Source organism: Actinoallomurus bryophytorum (genome assembly GCF_006716425.1).
Classification (GTDB): domain Bacteria; phylum Actinomycetota; class Actinomycetes; order Streptosporangiales; family Streptosporangiaceae; genus Actinoallomurus; species Actinoallomurus bryophytorum.
In genome coordinates, this window is the sequence record NZ_VFOZ01000001.1 from 5073767 (window position 1) to 5092518 (window position 18752).

The 18752-nt window shown below is 69.8% G+C and carries 13 protein-coding genes and 1 pseudogene; 10 read left to right on the forward strand and 4 right to left on the reverse strand.

The genetic code is table 11. The features are described from left to right. Window positions 1–5 precede the first annotated feature (5 nt). The 10 genes and pseudogenes from FB559_RS23905 (at window position 6) to FB559_RS23945 (ending at window position 14171) form a co-directional block, all read left to right on the forward strand. Window positions 6–497 (forward strand): SigE family RNA polymerase sigma factor, encoded by a 492-nt coding sequence (locus FB559_RS23905; RefSeq protein WP_246121983.1) that lies wholly within the window; start codon window positions 6–8, stop codon window positions 495–497. Next, a complete protein-coding gene (locus FB559_RS23910; RefSeq protein WP_141957823.1) occupies window positions 494–1606 on the forward strand; it encodes a TolB-like translocation protein in 1113 nt (370 codons plus the stop codon). Before FB559_RS23905 ends, FB559_RS23910 begins: the two co-directional genes overlap by 4 nt. A 236-nt stretch (window positions 1607–1842) precedes the next feature. Further along, a pseudogene (locus FB559_RS46280) lies at window positions 1843–2370 on the forward strand (ice-binding family protein); the annotation flags it as partial. Beyond that, the gene (locus FB559_RS46285) at window positions 2362–2706 is read left to right on the forward strand and encodes an Ig-like domain-containing protein (RefSeq protein ID WP_425455119.1); all 345 of its coding nucleotides are present in this window, start codon (window positions 2362–2364) and stop codon (window positions 2704–2706) included. The pseudogene FB559_RS46280 and the gene FB559_RS46285, both read left to right, overlap by 9 nt. Before the next feature lie 372 nt (window positions 2707–3078). Beyond that, window positions 3079–3681: a hypothetical protein gene (locus tag FB559_RS23920; protein ID WP_141957825.1), complete on the forward strand. Its 603-nt coding sequence runs from the start codon at window positions 3079–3081 to the stop codon at window positions 3679–3681. A gap of 264 nt (window positions 3682–3945) precedes the next feature. Further along, on the forward strand, window positions 3946–4323 hold the full coding sequence (locus FB559_RS23925; protein ID WP_141957827.1) for an effector-associated constant component EACC1: 378 nt from the start codon (window positions 3946–3948) through the stop codon (window positions 4321–4323). Then, complete coding sequence (locus FB559_RS46290) at window positions 4316–6556, forward strand: caspase, EACC1-associated type (RefSeq protein ID WP_141957829.1); 2241 nt, start codon at window positions 4316–4318, stop codon at window positions 6554–6556. The genes FB559_RS23925 and FB559_RS46290 overlap by 8 nt, the downstream gene beginning before the upstream one ends. 134 nt (window positions 6557–6690) lie before the next feature. Further along, complete coding sequence (locus tag FB559_RS23935; RefSeq protein ID WP_141957831.1) at window positions 6691–7269, forward strand: hypothetical protein; 579 nt, start codon at window positions 6691–6693, stop codon at window positions 7267–7269. 30 nt (window positions 7270–7299) lie between these two features. Further along, window positions 7300–9306 (forward strand): SPFH domain-containing protein, encoded by a 2007-nt coding sequence (locus tag FB559_RS23940; protein WP_141957833.1) that lies wholly within the window; start codon window positions 7300–7302, stop codon window positions 9304–9306. Then, a complete protein-coding gene (locus FB559_RS23945) occupies window positions 9303–14171 on the forward strand; it encodes a DNA repair ATPase (RefSeq protein ID WP_141957835.1) in 4869 nt (1622 codons plus the stop codon). Before FB559_RS23940 ends, FB559_RS23945 begins: the two co-directional genes overlap by 4 nt. 38 nt (window positions 14172–14209) lie before the next feature. On the opposite strand, the gene FB559_RS23950 is transcribed toward FB559_RS23945, so the two are convergent. The 4 genes from FB559_RS23950 to FB559_RS23965 all read right to left on the reverse strand — a co-directional run bounded on the left by FB559_RS23950 (window position 14210) and on the right by FB559_RS23965 (window position 18752). After that, window positions 14210–15319, reverse strand: a complete 1110-nt coding sequence (locus FB559_RS23950; protein ID WP_141957837.1) for a hypothetical protein — start codon at window positions 15317–15319, stop codon at window positions 14210–14212. Window positions 15320–15518: 199 nt separating this feature from the next. Then, window positions 15519–16826 (reverse strand): ABC transporter substrate-binding protein, encoded by a 1308-nt coding sequence (locus FB559_RS23955; RefSeq protein ID WP_141957839.1) that lies wholly within the window; start codon window positions 16824–16826, stop codon window positions 15519–15521. Beyond that, entirely contained in the window at window positions 16823–17854 is a 1032-nt protein-coding gene (locus tag FB559_RS23960) for a branched-chain amino acid ABC transporter permease (protein ID WP_141957841.1), read from the reverse strand. Before FB559_RS23960 ends, FB559_RS23955 begins: the two co-directional genes overlap by 4 nt. A 28-nt stretch (window positions 17855–17882) precedes the next feature. After that, complete coding sequence (locus tag FB559_RS23965) at window positions 17883–18752, reverse strand: branched-chain amino acid ABC transporter permease (protein ID WP_141957843.1); 870 nt, start codon at window positions 18750–18752, stop codon at window positions 17883–17885.

The following is an 18752-nucleotide window of genomic DNA, read 5'->3' on the forward strand; positions in this document are numbered from 1 at the left end:
GGGACGTGGCCGACCCGGCGGACGCCGGGTCGGTGTTCACCATGCACCGGCTGGGCCTGCTTCGTCTGGCGGTACTGCTCATCGGCGATCGGGCGACCGCTGAGGACGTTGTGCAGGACGCGTTCGCCGGACTGCATTCGCGCTGGGCGGAGCTGCGTGACGTCGCGAGCGCCTTGGCCTACGTGCGCGGCTCGGTCGTCAACGGCTGCCGGATGGTGCACCGCCGCCGGTCGCTCATCCGCCGCATCGGGATCCTGCCCGACCCGCCGATCTGGTCGGCGGAGTCGGCCGCGCTGGTGCGCGAAGACCATCGGGAGGTGGTCGAGGCGCTCCAGCACCTGCCCCATCGCCGGCGGGAGGTCCTGGTCCTGCGGTACTACCTCGACCTGTCCGACGCGGAGATCGCGGAGATCATGGGCATCAGCCCGTCCACCGTCCGGTCCACCGCCGCCCGTGCGCTCGGCGCACTCGGCGAACTGCTCAAGGAGGGCACATGACCACAGAGGACCGGCTGCGCAGCGCCCTCACCGCGGTCGCCGAACTCGTACAGCCCGAGGAAGAATCGGAGCAGCGCACCGCGGCGGTCCGGTCGCGGCGCCGTGTCCGGCGCTATGGCCCGCTCGCGGTGGCCGTCGCGATCCTTCTGATCGTCGTGGCGGGCGTGGTGGCCAGGCGAGATCGGGCGCCGGCTCCAGACACGCTCGGCGGCGGATCCGCTCGGTACTTCATAGCCAACGTCTCGGGCGGTGACCATATCCATGAGCTGACCGTCCGCGACGTCCAGACCGGCAAGGTGACCGCGACGCGAGAACCTCCGGCCGGTGGCGAGTGGACGCGCCTTTCGGCGACCGCGGACCCGAACGTGTTCTACGTCGTCCTCGAGCACCAGGACCTCGCGTCCCTCTACCGGCTGCGGATCGACCGGAGCGGTCGGATCGGCGCCTTGACCCGGGTGCGGGATCTCCCGTCATCAGGCGTTGAGGCATCGTTCCTGGCCGTCTCGCCCGACGGGACGCGCGTCGCCTTCCCCGTCCGCCGGGACGACCGGCCGGATGGCCCTGCCCGGATCGACGTCATGACCCTGTCCAACGGGCGGCGCACCGCCTTCCGGACCTCAGAGGCCGGCGGGGTCGGTGACCTGTCCTGGGCGGCGGACGGGCGGCACCTGGCCTTCGTGCTCCGAGCGTCGGCCGCGCATCCCTCCATCATCCGCATCCTCGACACCGACGCCGGCCACGATCTCGTGGCGGACTCCCACCTCGTGCTGGTCGACACCGCCGTCCACACGTACACCACTCCCGTCCTCAGCGCGGACGGCCAGAGCCTCTATCTGATCGCGGATCATCGCGCCGGCGGCCACCGGTCGACACAGGTCCTGGAGGTGGACGCGCGGACGGGCCGGCCGGTGCGGATGCTGTACGAGCAGCCGTTCCGCTCCGGCGGCAACTTCATCTGGGTCTTCACCACCCTCACCCGGGATCCCAGCGGTACCGCGCTGCTACTCGTCGACGACCTACGGCGCAGTGCTCACCGCATCGATATCGCGAGCCGCCGCGTGACGACCATCCCATTCCCGCGTGGAATGCCCAATTTGATTGCCTGGTGAGCCCGGGGGCGCTCACATTTCGCTCCGAACAAGAGCCGCTCCAGGGCCGTTGTCCGCCGCTTACAGAGATCCATTCGGAGGAGCATCGGGCAGATCCGTGACCGCACGGCCGTGTGGATCGGTCGTGTGCGGTCACGCGCCAGGCGGCCGGAGACGGCCGTGTCGATGAGTCTCGGCGCGCTCTCGGGGCCGACGGTGCGTTCCGGTATCGGCCTTCGTGAGGGGAAGCCGTCACCAACACGGGCCCCACCACGGTCACCGGCGATCTCGGGCTGAGTCCGGGCACCTCGGTGACCGGCTTTCCTCCCGGGCAGGTGAACGGAGCCGAACATGTTGCCGACGCCGTCGCGTTGCAGGCCAAGAACGACCTGACCACCGCGTACGACGACGCCGCGGCACGCCCGGCCACCGAGACCGTCCCCGTCGAACTCGGCGGCACCACCAAGACACCCGGCGTGTACGACTCTCCTGCGGGCACGTTCGGCATTACCGGAACGCTGACCCTCGACGCTCAGGGTGACCCGAACGCCGTGTTCATCTTCAAGGCCGCGTCCACGCTGATCACGGCATCGGCGAGCAGCGTGAACCTCGTCAACGGCGCCCAGGCCTGCAACGTGTTCTGGCAGGTCGGCAGCTCCGCGACGCTCGGAACCGACTCCACCCTGCGAGGGAACATCATGGCGCAGGCATCGATCACCGTCACGACGGGCGTGATCCTTGACGGCCGGGCGCTGGCACGCAGCGCCGCGGTCACCTTGGACAGTGACACGATCACCCGCCCGAGCTGTGCCAAATCGGCCACCGGCACCACGACCACGCTGACATCATCGGCGAACTCCGTACCGGTGGGCCAGCCCGTGAGCTTCGGCGCCACAGTGAAGGCCACCACCGGTACGGCCGTACCGACGGGTCTGGTGGTGTTCGCCGACGGCCGGAAGGTCATCCTCGGCGCGGTCGCTCTTGACGGCGCGGGGCACGCGGTCCTCACCACGTCCGCGCTTTCCCCCGGGATCCATCGGATCCGCGCCGTCTACCTCGGCACGACCGATTTCGTCGGCAGCACTTCACCGAGACTCGCGGAGTACGTCCTCCCGGGCTGACCGACCGCGGAACCCGGAGGAGCCGACATCGTCTCCTCCGCTGACCGATCCAAGAGGTAGAGGAAACTCGTCTCGGTAAACGGCCGCCTCACCATTAGCAATGGGGAGGCGGCCGTTTCGTGTGCCTTCCCGCTCCGGGACGGGAAGACGGCCTACATTCCCCAGGCGTCCGCGCGAATTAAGTCATCTGACTCTGTCGTCGCCGACTTCACGGTGGTGGGCTTCGTCACCAGGACGAGAGCGCATCGAGCAGCGCTGTCGCCTTGGGTGCCGCACGGCAATCGGCTCGTGCGATACCCCCACTGCCCCCCAGGAGGGATGTTGAAGAAGGTTTCTGCCGCTGCCGCGGCGGTCCTTGTCTCCGGCGCAGTCATGACCACGACGGCCACCACGATGGCCACCGCACACGCCCAGGATCGTGTGCCCACCGCCACCAGGCCCGGGACCGCGCGGTCCGGCACCAAAGTCGTGACGATGGAGATGACGGCTCACCAGATCCGCCAGGCGCGGACCGCGGGCGCCTCCACCGTCGTCACGCTGGACAACGGCCAGCAGATCACGATCAGCACCGCGGGCTACCAACGCGCTCGCGCCGCCCTCGCCGCCCGGCAGGCACACCCCACTCCGGACGTGACCGTGCGCGGGAACTGCGGCACCGCCCACGTCGAACTCAACAACACCTCCACCCACCTGCAGTACCAGATGAAAACCGGCTTCACCGTCAGTCCACCCGCCGTCGAGTACGCGTGGAGCGTCTACATCAACGGCGCGGGTGACACCCGCTACGAGTACCACTACGAATCCGACGCTCCAGTTATGGCGCCGCATTCAACCTGGTCAGGTCAGCACACCGCCAAAGTCCCGGCCGCCAACGACTACGAAGCCGACATCGACGTCGGCGGCAGCTGGGCACTGACCGCCAACGCCACCCTGTGCTCATCGGGACCGGCCAGCGAACTCACCCGCATCTTCTGACCCCGCGGTGCCACCGACAAACGACGCGCGTACGGAGGCTCCCCGGCGTTTCCGGCAGGAAGTCTCCGTACGCGCGAACCGTTCGCACTGAATTTGGCAGGCCTTCTCGCCCGCATCTCGGCCGTCCGTAAATCCACTTTCGGCGCCGTGCCAGGAAGTTCACTTCACGTCGCGGCCCTTTCCTGAAAGGATCCGCAACACATACGGGAAATGTTGGCTGGGGCGGGCCGGATGATGAGCGGTGACAATGGGGGCGCCCGCGGAATGACGAGCCTTTCGCTCGTCGTCCACGTGGATCCCGAGGTGGACCCCGAGCGGGCCGAGCAGCTGGTCCGCCGGCTGCGCGGTGAGCTCACCGGACTCGACGCCACCGCCGTCTCGCCGGTCACCGCCGGGCCGCCTCCCGAGGGGGCGAAGGGCACCGACCCGGTCACGCTGGGGGCTTTGGTCGTGGCGTTCAGCGCCTCGGGCGGAGTGTTCACCACGCTGGTCGGCACGGTACGGGACTGGCTGGACCGGCAGTCGGGGCGGCACCGGATATCGATGACGATCGACGGCGACACGATCGAGCTCGAACGCGCCTCCGCGGCGGAGCGGCAAGAACTCCTCGACGCCTTCGTCCGGCGTCACTCGGGTGGCTGACGCGATGGGCCGCCGGCTGGCGTTGCTGATCGCCACGTACCGCTACCAGGACACCGGGCTGCGGCAACTGACCGCGCCGGCGCACGACGCGGAGGCGCTCGCCGCCGTGCTGCGCGATCCGGACATCGCCGGGTTCGAGGTCACAACGCTGATCAACGAGCCGCACCACCGGGTCGGCGAGGCCATCGGCGACTTCTACCGCGACCGGCGCCACGACGACCTGACCCTGCTGTACTTCACCGGCCACGGCCTGAAGGACGACGACGGCCGCCTGTATCTCGCGATGACCAACACCCGCCGCGACAGCCTGCTGTTCACCGGTCTGCCCGCCGAACACGTCGACCAGGCGATGGAGGGCTGCGTCTCGCGGCAGAAGGTGCTGGTCCTCGACTGCTGCTACAGCGGCGCGTTCCCCGCGGGCCGCACCGCCAAGGCCGACACCGCCGTGCACACCCTCGAACGCTTCCAGGGCCGCGGCCGTACGGTGCTGACCGCCTCCGACGCCACGCAGTACTCCTTCGAAGGGGACCGCGCGCAGGGCGAGGCCACGCAGTCGGTGTTCACCCGCTATCTCGTGGCCGGCCTCCGCGACGGCAGCGCCGACCTCGACAATGACGGCGACATCACCATCGACGAGCTGTACGGCTACGTCTACGAGCGGGTCGTGGCGGAGATGCCGCAGCAGCGCCCGAAGAAGCAGGACAACGTCGAGGGCCGCACGATCATCGCTAGGAACGTCAACTGGACCCTGCCGGCCTACCTCCGCAACGCGATCGAGAGCCCGTTCGCCAAGGACCGGCTCGCCGTCCTCGACGGCCTGGCCCACCTCCACCGCGTCGGCAACGCCACCGTACGGGCGCAGGTCCTCACGGAGATCCGCGGCCTCGCCGACGACGACAGCAAGGCCGTCTCGTCCGCCGCGGCCGCACACCTGGAGTCCCTCCTCATCCGGCCACCCGAGCCACCCGCCGAGACGCCGCGAGTACCCGATCCACAGCCGGTACCCACGCCTGAGCCCGCCTCGGAGCTGGAGCCCGAGCCTTCGAAGCCCGCGTCGCCTCCAGGGCCGACACCCCCGCCAGAGCCCGCACCTGTGCCGAAGCCGGTGGCACTACCGCGTTCCGTACCCGCGCCCGGGCGCGGTGGCCGCGCTGCCGCTCCCGCCCCGGCCGGTGGACCAGGCCTCCTGACCCCGACCCGCGCCAAGATCCTCCTGGCCGGCGCCGTCGCGGTGGTACTGGCCATCACCATCGTCATCCTGTCGCTGCCCGGCCACCACCACCCGAGTGGTGGCAGCACGAGCAGCGCTCCCCACGCGGCCAAGGTCGTTCTCCATGGCCTCGGCGGCCCGATCGGCGACCTGACGTTCAGCGCGGACGGAAAGTTCGTCGCCGCCGTGGGTAACGGCGGGGCGGTGGGCGTGTGGGATGCGGCGACCGGCCGCTCCATGGGCACGCTCAGCGGTCACGAGGCCGGCGCCACCCGCCTGGCACTCAGCCCCGACGGCAAGGTCGTCGCCGTCGAGAGCGGATCGAAGCAGGGCGGCTCCAAGGTGCGGCTCTTGGGTGTGGCCACCGGAGAGTTCGGGGGGACCATCACTGAGAACGGACCGTCCTACAGTCTGGCGTTCAGCCCCGACGGCGAGACCCTCGCCACCGCCTGGGGCCTCGCGGCGGAGAAGAGCTACGACAACCGGATCCATCTGTGGCACCGGGCGACCGGCGCCTCCGTCGGCACCCTCGCCGGCCACACCAACGGTATCGAGGTCATGGCCTTCAGCCAGGACGGCAAGCTGCTCGCCAGCGGAGGCTCGGGTTCGAACCCGGTACGGGTCTGGAGCGTGTCCACCCGTAAGCTCCGGGCCACCCTGGTGACCGATGTCACGGCCTTCGTGGCAGGCCTCGCCTTCGGCCCGGACGGAAAGAGCGTGATCACACTGCGCTCCGGCGCGGCGCAGGTGTGGGACGTGGCCAGTGCGCTGCCCATCGCGACCTTTGGCGGAGACCGGCCCGGCCTGGTGAGATTCGGCGCGGTGGGATTCGACGTGCACGGCACGGCACTCGCCGCGAGCGACAACGACCCGGTGGTGCTGTGGAATGTCTCCAAGGGACAGGCCGTGGCCTCCTTCACCACCGGCGGCCTGAGCAAGGTGCTGGCGTTCGGCCCGGATGGCAGGACTCTCGCCACTGGTGGCGAGGACGGCACCGTACGGCTGTGGGACATCCCCGCCTGAGAAACGGTCGGCCGAAACGGCGCTCTGTCGCATAAATCACATACCGGGCAATTTCCGGAGATGTAAAGTTCCTTCTTGGTGCGCCGGGAAGCCTGGTCGGCAACGACTACAGGCATGCCGGGGGAGGCGCGGGGATGACGGAATTCGTACGGGCGGCAACTGAGTTTCCGGCGGCATTCTTCGGCCTGCTCCTCATCGTGGTACTCGCCTACTGGCTGCTGATCGCTTTCGGTGTGCTCGACGTCATGTTCGGCCTCGTCGCCACCGTCGTGATCTCGCTTTTCGTCCTTTTTGCCTGGTTCGCCGGGCTGGCCGGGACCGTCCTCCTGCACCGCACGGACCTGTCGGGATCCCTCCCGGCCACCGGCGTGCTGGCGGCAGCGGTCCTCGCGTCCGCCCTGATCACCCGGCTGCTGATGCATCCGCTGCGGCGCATGCTCACCGAAGAGCAGGTTCCCACCAGGCGGGACTTCGTCGGCCGGATGTGCGTGATCCGTACGGGCCGGGTGGACCTGGTGTTCGGTCAGGCGGAGGTCCGCGCCGCCGACGGATCGGCCGCCGTCATCCAAGTGCGCCAGCAACGGAACCGGGACGACGAAGCCGCCCTCAAAGCAGGTAACACCGCACTGATCTTCGACTACGACGCCGACGGCGAGTTCTTCTGGGTGATGCCGTACGACGCGGAACTCGACCCCCATCGTCCACCTCGCTAACCGAAAATCCCCCCGCAAGAAGGACCACTGATGGATTCGCTGTTCATCGGGCTCGGCGTGCTGCTCGCCGCCATTCTGCTCGTCCTCGCCGGTGTCATCGTGCTGCTCCGGCTGTTCCGCAAGGTGGAGCAGGGACGAGTGCTGATCGTCTCCAAAATCAAGAAGGTGCACGTCACGTTCACCGGCGCGATCGTGCTGCCCATCCTGCACAAGGCCGAGGTGATGGACATCTCGGTCAAGACGATCGAGATCGAGCGGGCCGGCCACGAGGGTCTGATCTGCCGCGACAACATCCGTGCCGATATCCGGATCACCTTCTTCGTCCGGGTCAACAAGACCCTGGAAGACGTCATCGCCGTGGCCCAGGCCATCGGCACGCAGCGGGCGAGCCACGAGGACACGCTCCAGACGCTGTTCGCCGCGAAGTTCTCCGAGGCGCTGAAGACCGTCGGCAAGCAGATGGACTTCGTGGACCTGTACACGCACCGGCATGAGTTCCGCGACCAGATCGTGCAGATCATCGGCACCGACCTGAACGGCTACCACCTCGAGGACGCGGCCATCGACCACCTCGAGCAGACGCCGCTGCAGAGCCTCAACCCCACGAACATCCTCGACGCGCAGGGCATCCGCAAGATCACCGAGCTGACCGCGATCGAGCACGTGCGTACCAATGAGTTCCAGCGCACAGAGGAGAAGGAGATCACGCGCCAGAACGTGGACGCGCGTGAGGCCATCCTGGAGCTGGAGCGGCGGCAGGCCGAGGCCGAGGTCAAGAAGAAGCGTGAGATCGAGACCATCCGGGCCCGCGAGGAGGCCGAGATCGCCAAGGTGCAGGCCGAGGAGCGGCTGACCTCCCAGAGCGCGCACCTCCGTACCGACGAGCAGCTCGGCATCCAGAAGGAGAACCGCGACCGGGAGATCGCCGTCGCGGAGAAGAACCACGAGCGCGTCATCGCGGTCGAGACCGAGCGCATCGAGAAGGACCGGATGCTCGAGGTCATCGCGCGGGAGCGGGAGACCGAGCTGTCCCGTATCGCCAAGGACAAAGAGGTCGAAGGCGAGAAGCGAGAGATCGCCGACGTCATCCGCGAACGCATCGCGGTGGAGAAGACGGTCGCCGAGCAGGAAGAGAACATCAAGAAGCTCCGCGTCGTCGAGGAGGCCGAGCGTACGCGCCAGGCCGTCATCATCCAGGCCGAGGCCGAGGCGCAGGAGGGCCTGGTCAAGGACATCAAGGCCGCCGAGGCCGCCGAGGAGGCCGCGAAGTTCAGGGCCCGCGAGGTGCTCCTGATGGCCGAGGCACGGCAGCAGACCGCCGAGCTAGACGCCCGTGCCAAGATCCGGCTGGCCGAGGGCATCCAGGCCGAGACCGCCGCGGCGGGCCTGGCCGACGTCCAGGTGCGCGAGCGGGACGCCGAGGCCATCGAGAAGGTCGGCCGCGCGGAGGCGACCGTGGACCGGCAGAAGGCCCTCGCCGCGGCCGACGGGATCCGCGAGAAGATGAAGGCCGAGGCGGAGGGCCTGACCGACAAGGCCGCCGGCATGGCCGCGATGGACGACGCCACCCGGGGACACGAGGAGTACCGGCTGCGGCTGGAGGCCGAGAAGGAGATCCGGCTGGCCGGCATCGAGGTCCAGGGAGACGTCGCCAAAGAACAGGCGACAGTGCTGGCGACCGCCCTGGAGCAGGCCGACATCGACATCGTCGGCGGGGACACCATGTTCTTCGACAAGGTCGTCGGCGCGATCAGCGTCGGCAAGGGCATGGACGGGTTCGTCGAGCACTCCGACGTCGCGCGCAGCCTCGCCAAGCCATGGCTGAACGGCGACCGAAGCTTCCCCGATGACCTCACCCGGCTGCTCGGCTCGGTCAGCACCGACGACGTGAAGAACCTGACCCTGTCAGCCCTCCTCATGCAGCGCATCAGGGGCGGCGGCGCCGACGGCGCCAAGGCACAGGAACTACTCGACCACGCCGAACGCCTCGGCGTCGCCGACGCGGCCGTCTCGTCCGTCGCCGTCATCGACCAGTGAGCGAGAAAAACGAAGAGCCGAGGCTGGACGCGGGCACCTTCGAGGTGCTCCGCGCCCGCCTGGGCGAGCAGGCCAAGGAGCTGATCCGCCGGGCCGAGGCGCTGAACGCCCGCCGCCTGGAGATCTTCGGCGGCACCGAGCTGCGGCTCGTCGGCGCCGAGCGGATCCGTACCGAGCACAACTGCGTGCCGCGCGACATCGCGGCCGTCGGCGACCTGCTGCTGTTCGGCTACAACGTGTTCATCGGGCTCAAGCCGGAGACGTCGGTGGACGACGTGTTCGCGCTGCACCGGTTCGTACGGGACGGGGAGGAGTTCCGGTTCGAGACCGCGGAGTCCGGCCTCCTGCGCGACCCGCAGTTCGAACGCGACTTCGGCGAGCTGTACCGCTACTACCGCGACAGCCGGCTGCTGCAGCTGCGGCACCTGGACGGCAAGCTCCTGGCCGTCTTCCAGACCGGGCTGGAGGCCGAGCACGACACCCGGGTGCTCCGTTGGAAGGTCGGCTCCGACGGCACCGTCGTCTACCACGACAACCTCGGCGAGCCGGACCACGTCTTCCCGCCCTCGCACGACTTCACGTGGACCGAGACGACCCGCGACGACCACGTGCTCGGCCGGCATCCGCACATCTCCATCGAGGACGAGGTGTTCGTCGAGACCGTCGGCGGCGACCTGACCGTCAAGGTGGAGAACAACACCGAGACCGGCGAGGGCATCTACCGCGAGCCGGTGGACGAGCCGCTGCAGAGCCTCGCCGACGCGGAGGTGCACCATGCCCGGGTCGGCGCGCTGATCCTGCTGCGCATCCGGCCGTACAAGGAGGAGGCCTGGCGGTACCTGGTCTTCAACACCCGCACGAAGGACGTCGTACGCCTGGACGGCATCGGGCAGGCGTGCCGCCGGCTGCCCGAGGACCACGGGATCATCTTCCCCGGCGGCTATTACCTGGTCACCGGGGCGGTCAAGACCTTCGACACCGAAACGGACCGGCTGGAGTACGAGCGGTTCGTCCGGTCCACCAACGGCGAGGACGTGCTGTACGTCTTCCACGCCCGCGAGGCCGGCCGGTATCTCCTGCTGCCGTACAACGTGATCCGCAAGGAGGTCGCCACCCCGATCACCTGCCACGGCTACTCGTTGTACGACGACGGCACGATGGTCGTGTTCCGCGCCAACGGGAACGAGCCCACGCGGGTGCACCAGATGCAGGTGTGGCAGACGCCGTTTCTGTCCGACGCCTACGCGGCGGCGCAGCCGGTCGGCGCCGGGCCGCTGGAGCGCATCGGCAACGCCGACCTCGTACGCGGCATCTCCGACTGCTTGTCGATCGCCCGTTCGGTGGCCGAGACGGAGCCGTCCGCGGCTGTCTTCGAGGCGCTGCTCGCCGCCTGCGACCGGGCGTTCGACCACTACTTCTGGGTCGAGGAGCAGGGGCTGCGCGAGCCGCTCGACGGGGTGCGCACCGCCGCCGGGCAGGTGCTGGAGGAGTTCGAGAACGTCCAGCGGCTGACCGCACAGGCGGCCGGCGCGCTCGGCGAGGCGGCCGAGCAGATCATCGGTCTGATCCGGCGGACCAGGAGCGACTCGCCGTCGGCCGCCGACGCGTGGGTGACCCGCCTCGCCGAGCTGCGCCGGTCGCAGGGCCGGCTGGTGACGCTGCGCGAGATGCGGTACGCGGACACCGCCAGGATCGACGAGCTGGCCGGGCAGCTCACCGACGAGCTGAAGTCGACCGGCGGGCGCGCGATCGCCTTCCTTCAGGGCGCGGACGCCTTCGCCGGCTACCACGAGGAGATCGGCCGGCTCGTCGCCGAGGCCGAGGCGATCGCGACGGTCGCCGAGGCCGGGCCCGTACGCGAACGGCTGGCCGAGCAGACCCACGGCCTGGAGACGCTGATCGAGGTCGTCGGCTCGCTCGACATCGCCGACGCCGTGGTGCGCACCTCGATCCTGGAACGGATCGGGGAGGTGCTCGCCGAGATCAACCAGGCGCAGGCGAGCCTGACCGCCCGCCGCCGCGAGCTCCTCGACGTCGAGGGCCGCGCCGCCTTCGCGGCCGAGTTCGCGCTGCTCGGCCAGGCCGTCACCGCCGCGCTCGCGATGGCCGGCACCCCCGAGCACTGCGACGACCAGCTCGGCCGCATGATGCTCCAGCTGGAGAACCTCGATTCGCGGTTCGCCGAGTTCGACGACTTCGTCACCGAGCTGGCCGGCAAGCGCGAGGAGGTCTACGAGGCGTTCTCCGCGCGCAAGCAGGCGCTGCTCGACGAACAGGTACGCCGCGCCGACCGGCTGGCCGAGTCCGCCGAGCGCATCCTGACCGGCGTGCGGCGGCGGGTCGGCGAGCTGGACTCCCTGGATGACATCAACACCTACTTCGCCGCGGACCCGATGGTGGCCAAGGTCCGCGGCGTCGCGGACCAGCTGCGGGCCCTCGGCGACCCGGTGCGCGCCGAGGAGCTCGACGGGCGGCTCAAGGCCGCGCGCCAGGACGCCGGCCGGGTCCTGCGGGACCGCGTCGACCTGTACGACGGCGACGGGCAGACCATCCGCCTCGGCCGGCACCGGTTCGCGGTCAACTCCCAGCCCGTCGACCTGACGCTGGTGCCGTACGAGGACACGATGGCGTACGCGGTGACCGGGACGGACTACCGGCTGCCGGTGCGCGATCCGGCGTTCGAGGCGACCCGGCCGTACTGGGACCAGCTGCTGGTCTCCGAGACGCCCGAGGTGTACCGCGCCGAGCACCTGGCCGCCGACCTGCTCGCCGGAGCCTCGCTGGAGGTGCTCCGCCGTGCGGCGGCCGAGGAGGGCGGCTTGCTCACCGAGGTACGCCGGGTGGCCGAGGCCCGCTACGACGAGGGCTACGAGCGCGGCGTCCACGACCGCGACGCCGTACTCATCCTCGACGCGCTGCTGTGGCTCCACACCGGGGCCGGCCTGCTGCGCTACCCGCCGGGCGCACGCGCCGCCGCGCAGCTGTTCTGGGCGCACGGCACCACCGAGCCCGCCCGTACGTCCTGGACCGCGCGGGCCCGGTCCCTCGCACGGGCGCGTGACGCGTTCGGCGACGCGGCCGCCGTCGGCGAGCTGCGCGCCGAGCTGACCGGCGCCGTCACGTCCTTCGCCGCCGGCCGCGGGCTGCCCGGCGGGCAGGATCTGGCCGGTGAGTACCTGTTCGAGGAGCTGGCCGCCTCCCGGGGAGGATTCGTCACCGGAGCGGGGGCGCGGTCGGTGCTGGACGGTTTCCGCCGGGCGCTCGGCGGCTCCGAGGGGTTCGGCGAGGATCTGCGCGAGCTCGGCGACGACCTGGCCGCCCGCCACCAGCTGGTCGAGGCCTGGCTGAGCTCGTACCTGAAGGCCGGGAACGCCCCCGCCGACGACCTGGCCGAGGCGGTGGCGATCGAGCTGTGCGGGTCACTGCCGCGCTATGAGTCCTCCGCCGAGCTGACCGCGACCGTGGAGGGATTGCTGGGCACGCACCCGCGCGTCACCGGGCGGCGGCTGACGCTGCGGCTCGACGAGGTGCTGACGCGTACCCACCGGTTCCGCGCCGAGCGGGTGCCCGCGTACCGCGCGTACCAGAGGCGGCGTGGCGAACTGATCGCCGCCGAACGCTCACGGCTGCGGCTGACGGAGTACCGGCCCAAGGTGATGAGCGGGTTCGTCCGCAACGCGCTGCTGGACGAGGTGTACCTGCCGCTCATCGGCGACAACCTGGCCAAGCAGCTCGGCGCGACCGGAGACGCCAAGCGCACCGACCAGATGGGCCTGCTGCTGCTCATCTCGCCGCCCGGGTACGGCAAGACCACGTTGATGGAGTACGTCGCCGGGCGGCTCGGCCTGATGTTCGTCAAGGTCAACGGCCCCGCGCTCGGCCAGTCGGTCACCTCGCTCGACCCGGCGGAGGCGCCGAACGCCACCGCGCGCCAGGAGGTCGAGAAGATCTCCTTCGCGCTGGAGATGGGCAACAACGTGCTGCTCTATCTGGACGACATCCAGCACACCTCACCCGAGCTGCTGCAACGGTTCATCTCGCTGTGCGACGCGCAGCGCCGGATGGAGGGCGTCTGGCAGGACCGCACCCGCACGTACGACCTGCGCGGTAAGCGGTTCGCGGTGTGCATGGCGGGCAACCCGTTCACCGAGTCGGGGCAGCGGTTCCGCATCCCGGACATGCTCGCCAACCGTGCCGACGTGTGGAACCTCGGCGACGTGCTGTCCGGCCGCGAGGAGCTGTTCGCGCTCAGCTACGTGGAGAACGCGCTGACCTCCAACCCGGTGCTCGCGCCGCTGTCCACCCGGGACCGCGCCGACGTCGAGCTCCTCGTACGCCTGGCGCGGGGCGACACGACGGTCACCGCCGACCGGCTCACCCACCCGTACTCGGCGACCGAGCTGCAGCAGATCCTGGCCGTGCTGCGCCGGCTGCTGCGGGTGCAGCAGGTGGTGCTGGCCTGCAACCAGGCCTACATCGCCTCGGCGGCGCGCAGCGACGCGTCGCGGACCGAGCCGCCGTTCCAGCTGCAGGGGTCGTACCGGAACATGAACAAGCTCGCCGAACGGATCGTGCCGGTGATGAACGAGGCCGAGCTCGAGGCCGTCATCGACGACCACTACCTGGGGGAGGCGCAGACCCTCGCCGCCGGTGCCGAGGCCAACCTGCTCAAACTGGCCGAGCTGCGAGGCACGCTGACCGCGGAACAGAGCGCGCGGTGGGCGGAGGTTAAGACGGCGTTCCTGCGCTCGCAGGCCCTGGGCGGCGACGAGGACGACCCGATGAGCCGCGCGATCGGCGCCCTGGGCCTGCTCGCCGACCGCGTCGCCGGCGTGGAGACCGCCATCACCCGCACGGAGCACTGACCGGCCGGGGATGTCCGCCGCGAAGTGCTCACAAGTGCTCACCTGCCGGCGTGCTTGGTGGCCTTCACGTTCGCCTGCTCGGCGAAGATCCAGTTGTCGGCGTGGGTCCGCAGGCCGGGCAGCCAGGTCCCCGGGGTGTCACGGGACGCCGCGAGCTGCTGCGCGGCGTGGTCACGCAGCACGCTGTGAGAGTGGGCGAGGTGGAGGCCGACGACGCCGAAGCCCGGGTAGCCGACGTCGTTGCCGCGCGCCTGCTCGTACGCCTTGCCCAGCGTCTCCGCGGCACCGGCGTCCAGATCCTTGCCCAGCGCTCTGATCGACTCGGGCCTGATCTTCTTGATCGCGTCTTTGTCGGCCGCGCCGGCCGCACGGTAGCCGGCCGGCATGGTGGCACCGGCCGGGAGCTGCCTGGGCCAGCTCAGGGTCGTCTGGGTGCCTTCGAAAGCGTGGTCGGCGTCACCCATTAAGTAGTTGATCTCCCCGGTCATACTGGCCACGCCCGCGACGGGGACTAGGACCTTGAACCGTGCGAGGAGGCGGCTGAGATTCGCTTCGGCGAAACCGTTGACCTTGCTCAGGCCGGTCGCCAGGGCTCTGGCGAACTTCATCGCCTGGGCCAGTCCGCCGTTGGCCGCGACGGCGGCGGCCCCGTTCGCACCGGGGACGGCCGCGAGGGCGACCACGCCCGACACGAAGCTGAGAGCGGTCGCTCCGATGACCGCCGACGACAGGCCCGCCCCCACGTACGCGACCGCACATCCTTTGAGCGTGTGCTGGATGTCGTCGTACATCGCGGCGGCCTGCTCGAGGTTGTTCTGGTAGGGCGTGACTCTGGTCGCGACGAACGCGTCCTTGCCTCGCTCGCTCCAGTTGTCGGCGCCGGCATGCCGGGCCACGGCCCTCGTCATCTCCGAACTCGCCGTCCGAATGAGCGTGGCGACGTCGCCGTACCTTTCCCCGGCGTGCCACATCTGCGCGGGATCCGACACGGCCGCGGCCAGTGGTACCGCGACCAGAATCGTGAGCGGGTAGAGGATGGCGGCGCTCATCGCGAAGGGGGCGGCGCCCGCCGCGAGGACGGCGGCTCTCGCCGAGGTCGTGGCTCCGTAGACGCTCGGTACCGAGGTGATCATGTCAGAGGCGGTCATGCCCATGGTGGTGTCTCCCGGAGGGCGGTGAGCCGGCGTCGAATGCGGACGATCAACGAGACTACGGATCCCGGTGGCGACGCTCAATGGCTTTCACCGTGCTCGCGGGCCTTCGTTGAAACGGCCGCCTCGCCATCAGCGATGACGAGGCGGCCGTTTCACGTGGATCCCGCCGGCAGTGGCCCGGCGGTGCGGACGGTCAGCCGGCGGGGATGCCGTTGGCCGGGGCCTGCGGCTGGGGCGTCGTGTACGGCTGGATCGCGCCCGTGCCGTCGTCGGTGGTCAGCGGTGTGCCGCTCAACACGATGGTGTTGCCGGAGATCTTGCCGATCTGGGCGCCCGCGTAGCCGGCGTGTGAGTCCTTCGAGAACGCGAACGGCACCAGGCCGGCACCGGTGAACCCGCCCTTCTCGACGGCGTCGACCAGGGACTTACGGGTGGGGTTGCGGCCGGCCGCCTTCAACGCCTGGACGAACGTGTACGCCGCCGACATCCCGTACGTGACGTTGCCGTCGAAGGGCAGTTTCGGGATGTAGGTGGCGTGGATCTTCTTGAACAGCTGGGTCCAGCTGTTCGCCGTGTCGCCCGCGGGCGACGCGTACGAGTCGGTGATGATCCCCTGGATCAGTGGGTTGCCCTCGACCTTGGCCCCGCCCTTCTTGGCGAAGCTCTCCAGCAGCCCGCTGAGCGTGGTGGGGTCCGAGCCGACGTTGCTGACGGCAAGCTGCGGCTTGAAGCCCAGCTTCAGCGACGCCAGCCGGAACAGCGCCGTGAACGCCGGAATGCTGAACAGCACCACGACGTCGGCCTTGGACGAGGCGATCGCCTGGGCCTGCGGGCTCACGTCGGTGTTGGTCGGCTGGTACGACTCGCGCTTGACGACCTGGTCCTTCGGGATGTACATGTCCAGGCCCTTGACGCCGTCCTGGCCGAAGTCGTCGTTCTGGTAGAAGTAGGCGACCTTCTTCCCGGCGAAGTTCTGCTTGATGTACTGCCCGAGGATCTTCCCCTCGCGGATGTAGTCGGTCTGCCAGCCGAAGGTGTACGGGTGCTTGGCGGCCTGGTCCCAGCATCCGCAGCCGGAGGCCACGAACAGGTCGGGTACGCGCTGGGCGTTGAGGTAGTCCACGACCTTCGTGTGCGTCGGGGTGCCGAGGCCGTTGAAGATCGCGAACACCTTGTCCTGCAGCACCAGCCGGTGCACGACGTCCACGGTCGTGGTGGGGTTGTAGACATCGTCGACGTACTTGTAGACGATCTTTCGGCCGTTGATCCCGCCGTTGGCGTTGACGTAGTCGAAGTAGGCCTTCGACGCGGGGGAGATCTCGCTGTACCCGGGGGCGGCCGGCCCGGTCAGCGGCTGGTGGCTGCCGATCGTCACCGTGGTGGCCGTGATGCCCGGGGCGGAGGCCTTGTTCTTGTCGCCTCCGGTGTCGTTGCCACCGGAACCGCACCCCGCGACCACAAGGGTCATCGCGGCCAGACCGGCGATCATGCGTTTGATCATTGGCTTCTCCTAGCGTGGGCCAGAATCGGTCCGAAAAGGGCTCGCAGTCCCCCTTGCACGCCTGCGGGGAAGGCGAGCATGACGACGACGAGGACGAGTCCATAGATCGCGAGTGGCAGGTTGGACTCGACGTTGTGCGACAGGTGTGCCGACTGCGCGACGTCGCTGGCCCAGGACGGCACCAGCACGAGGATCAGTGAGCCCCAGATCGCGCCCGCCAGGCTGCCCAGCCCGCCGAGGATGATCGCGCTGACGAGCTGGAGCGACAGGGTGATGGTGAACGCCCCGGGCGCCGCCAGTGTGGTGACGAACGCGAGCAGCCCGCCGCCGAGCCCGCCGCAGGCGGCGGCCACGACGAAGGCGAGCACCTGCGTGCGCGCGACATGGATTCCGGCGAGGGACGCGGCGATCTCGTCGTCGCGTACGGCGCGGAACGTACGCCCGAAGCGGCTGCGGGTGAGGTTGGCCAGCAGGAACATCGTGATGACGGTGGCACCGCAGGCGATCCACGCCTGCCAGCGTTCGAGGGGGAACGTCTCGCCCAGGCTGAGCGGTGGCGGCGCGGGCGAGATGGACATGCCGTTCTGCGCGCCGAGGTGCTTGGTGAGCGGGCCGTAGGACGCCAGCTCCGGCAGGCCCACCGCGAGCGCGAGCGTCGCGCCCGCCAGGTAGGGACCGCGGAGCCGGGCCGCCGCGGCCCCGACGAACAGGCCGGCCGCGGCCGACACGAGCGCGGAGGCGAACAACGCCGCGGCGAGCGGCCAGTGCCAGCCATTGATCAGCAGCGCCGTCGTGTACGCGCCGATCGCCATGAACGCGCCCTGGCCGAGCGAGATCTGCCCGCTCAGGCCGGTCAGCACCGTGAGCCCGACGGCGGCGCAGGCGAAGTAGGCCGCCTGGGCCATCTGCAGGTCGCGGTACGCCCCCAGCACGTTCGTCAGCACGTACAGCGCGAGCGCGGCGAGCACGGCCAGCGCCGCGTGGCGGACGAGTGTGGGCCGCAGCACGGCCGGGAGAGGTCTGCCCATTACGGCACGCTCCTGCACGACGCTCCTCTCAGACCCGCCGCCCGGCCCTGCCCGCGAACAGGCCGGCCGGTCGGATCATGAGTATGGTGATCAGCGCCGCGAAGGCGCCGAGGGTGACGATGTCGGAGCTGACGTAGCCCGACACGTAGCTGAGCGCGCAGCCCAGGATGACGCCGCCGGCGATGGCACCCGCCGGGCTGTCCAGGCCGCCGATGACGGCGGCGGTGAAGCCGAAGACCAGCACGGAGTCGAACTGGTTCGGCCCGACGAACACCGACGGCGCGATGAGCACGCCGGCCAGCGAGCCGACCAGTGCGGCCAGCGCCCATCCCAGCGTCAGCATCCGCCCGACGCGTACGCCGAGGAGCCGCGCGACCTCGGGCGCGAACGCCGCCGCCCGCATCTTCAGGCCGACGTCGGTACGGCGGAACAGGAGCAGCAGGGCGATGGCGACGACCGCGACGGCGCCGACGACGAACAGGTCGGAGGGGGAGAGCAGGAGATCGCGGGTGAACCCCCTGATGGTGAACGCCGGGGGGTACGAGTGCGGGGTGCCGCCCCAGATCATGCCCGCGGCGGCCTGCAGCAGGATCAGCAACCCCAGCGTGGTGATCACCGCGTTGAGCGGAGGCCCGCCCTCGACGCGCCGGATCAGCAACCGCTCGACCACGGCGCCGAGCACCAGGCCCGAGGCGAGGGCGGCGGCGAGGGCCAGCCAGTACGACCCTCCGTGCTGCACGACGGTCCAGGCGAGGAACGTGGTGAACATCAGCATGCCGCCCTGGGCGAAGTTGACGATCCGGGTGGCACGCCAGATCAGCACGAGCGCGAGCGCCACCGCGGCGAACACCATGCCGTCCGTGATTCCGGCCAGGGTCAGGTTGACGAAGCGCAGCAT

Excerpts from the sequence above, each read along its gene's own strand:
- FB559_RS23910 (WP_141957823.1), top strand. The coding sequence starts at position 494 with ATGACCACAGAGGACCGGCTGCGCAGCGCCCTCACCGCGGTCGCCGAA.
- FB559_RS23920 (WP_141957825.1), top strand. The coding sequence starts at position 3,079 with ATGACCACGACGGCCACCACGATGGCCACCGCACACGCCCAGGATCGT.
- FB559_RS23925 (WP_141957827.1), top strand. The coding sequence starts at position 3,946 with ATGACGAGCCTTTCGCTCGTCGTCCACGTGGATCCCGAGGTGGACCCC.
- FB559_RS23935 (WP_141957831.1), top strand. The coding sequence starts at position 6,691 with ATGACGGAATTCGTACGGGCGGCAACTGAGTTTCCGGCGGCATTCTTC.
- FB559_RS23940 (WP_141957833.1), top strand. The coding sequence starts at position 7,300 with ATGGATTCGCTGTTCATCGGGCTCGGCGTGCTGCTCGCCGCCATTCTG.
- FB559_RS23950 (WP_141957837.1), bottom strand. The coding sequence starts at position 15,319 with ATGACCGCCTCTGACATGATCACCTCGGTACCGAGCGTCTACGGAGCC.
- FB559_RS23955 (WP_141957839.1), bottom strand. The coding sequence starts at position 16,826 with ATGATCAAACGCATGATCGCCGGTCTGGCCGCGATGACCCTTGTGGTC.
- FB559_RS23960 (WP_141957841.1), bottom strand. The coding sequence starts at position 17,854 with ATGGGCAGACCTCTCCCGGCCGTGCTGCGGCCCACACTCGTCCGCCAC.
- FB559_RS23965 (WP_141957843.1), bottom strand. The coding sequence starts at position 18,752 with ATGCTGCGCTTCGTCAACCTGACCCTGGCCGGAATCACGGACGGCATG.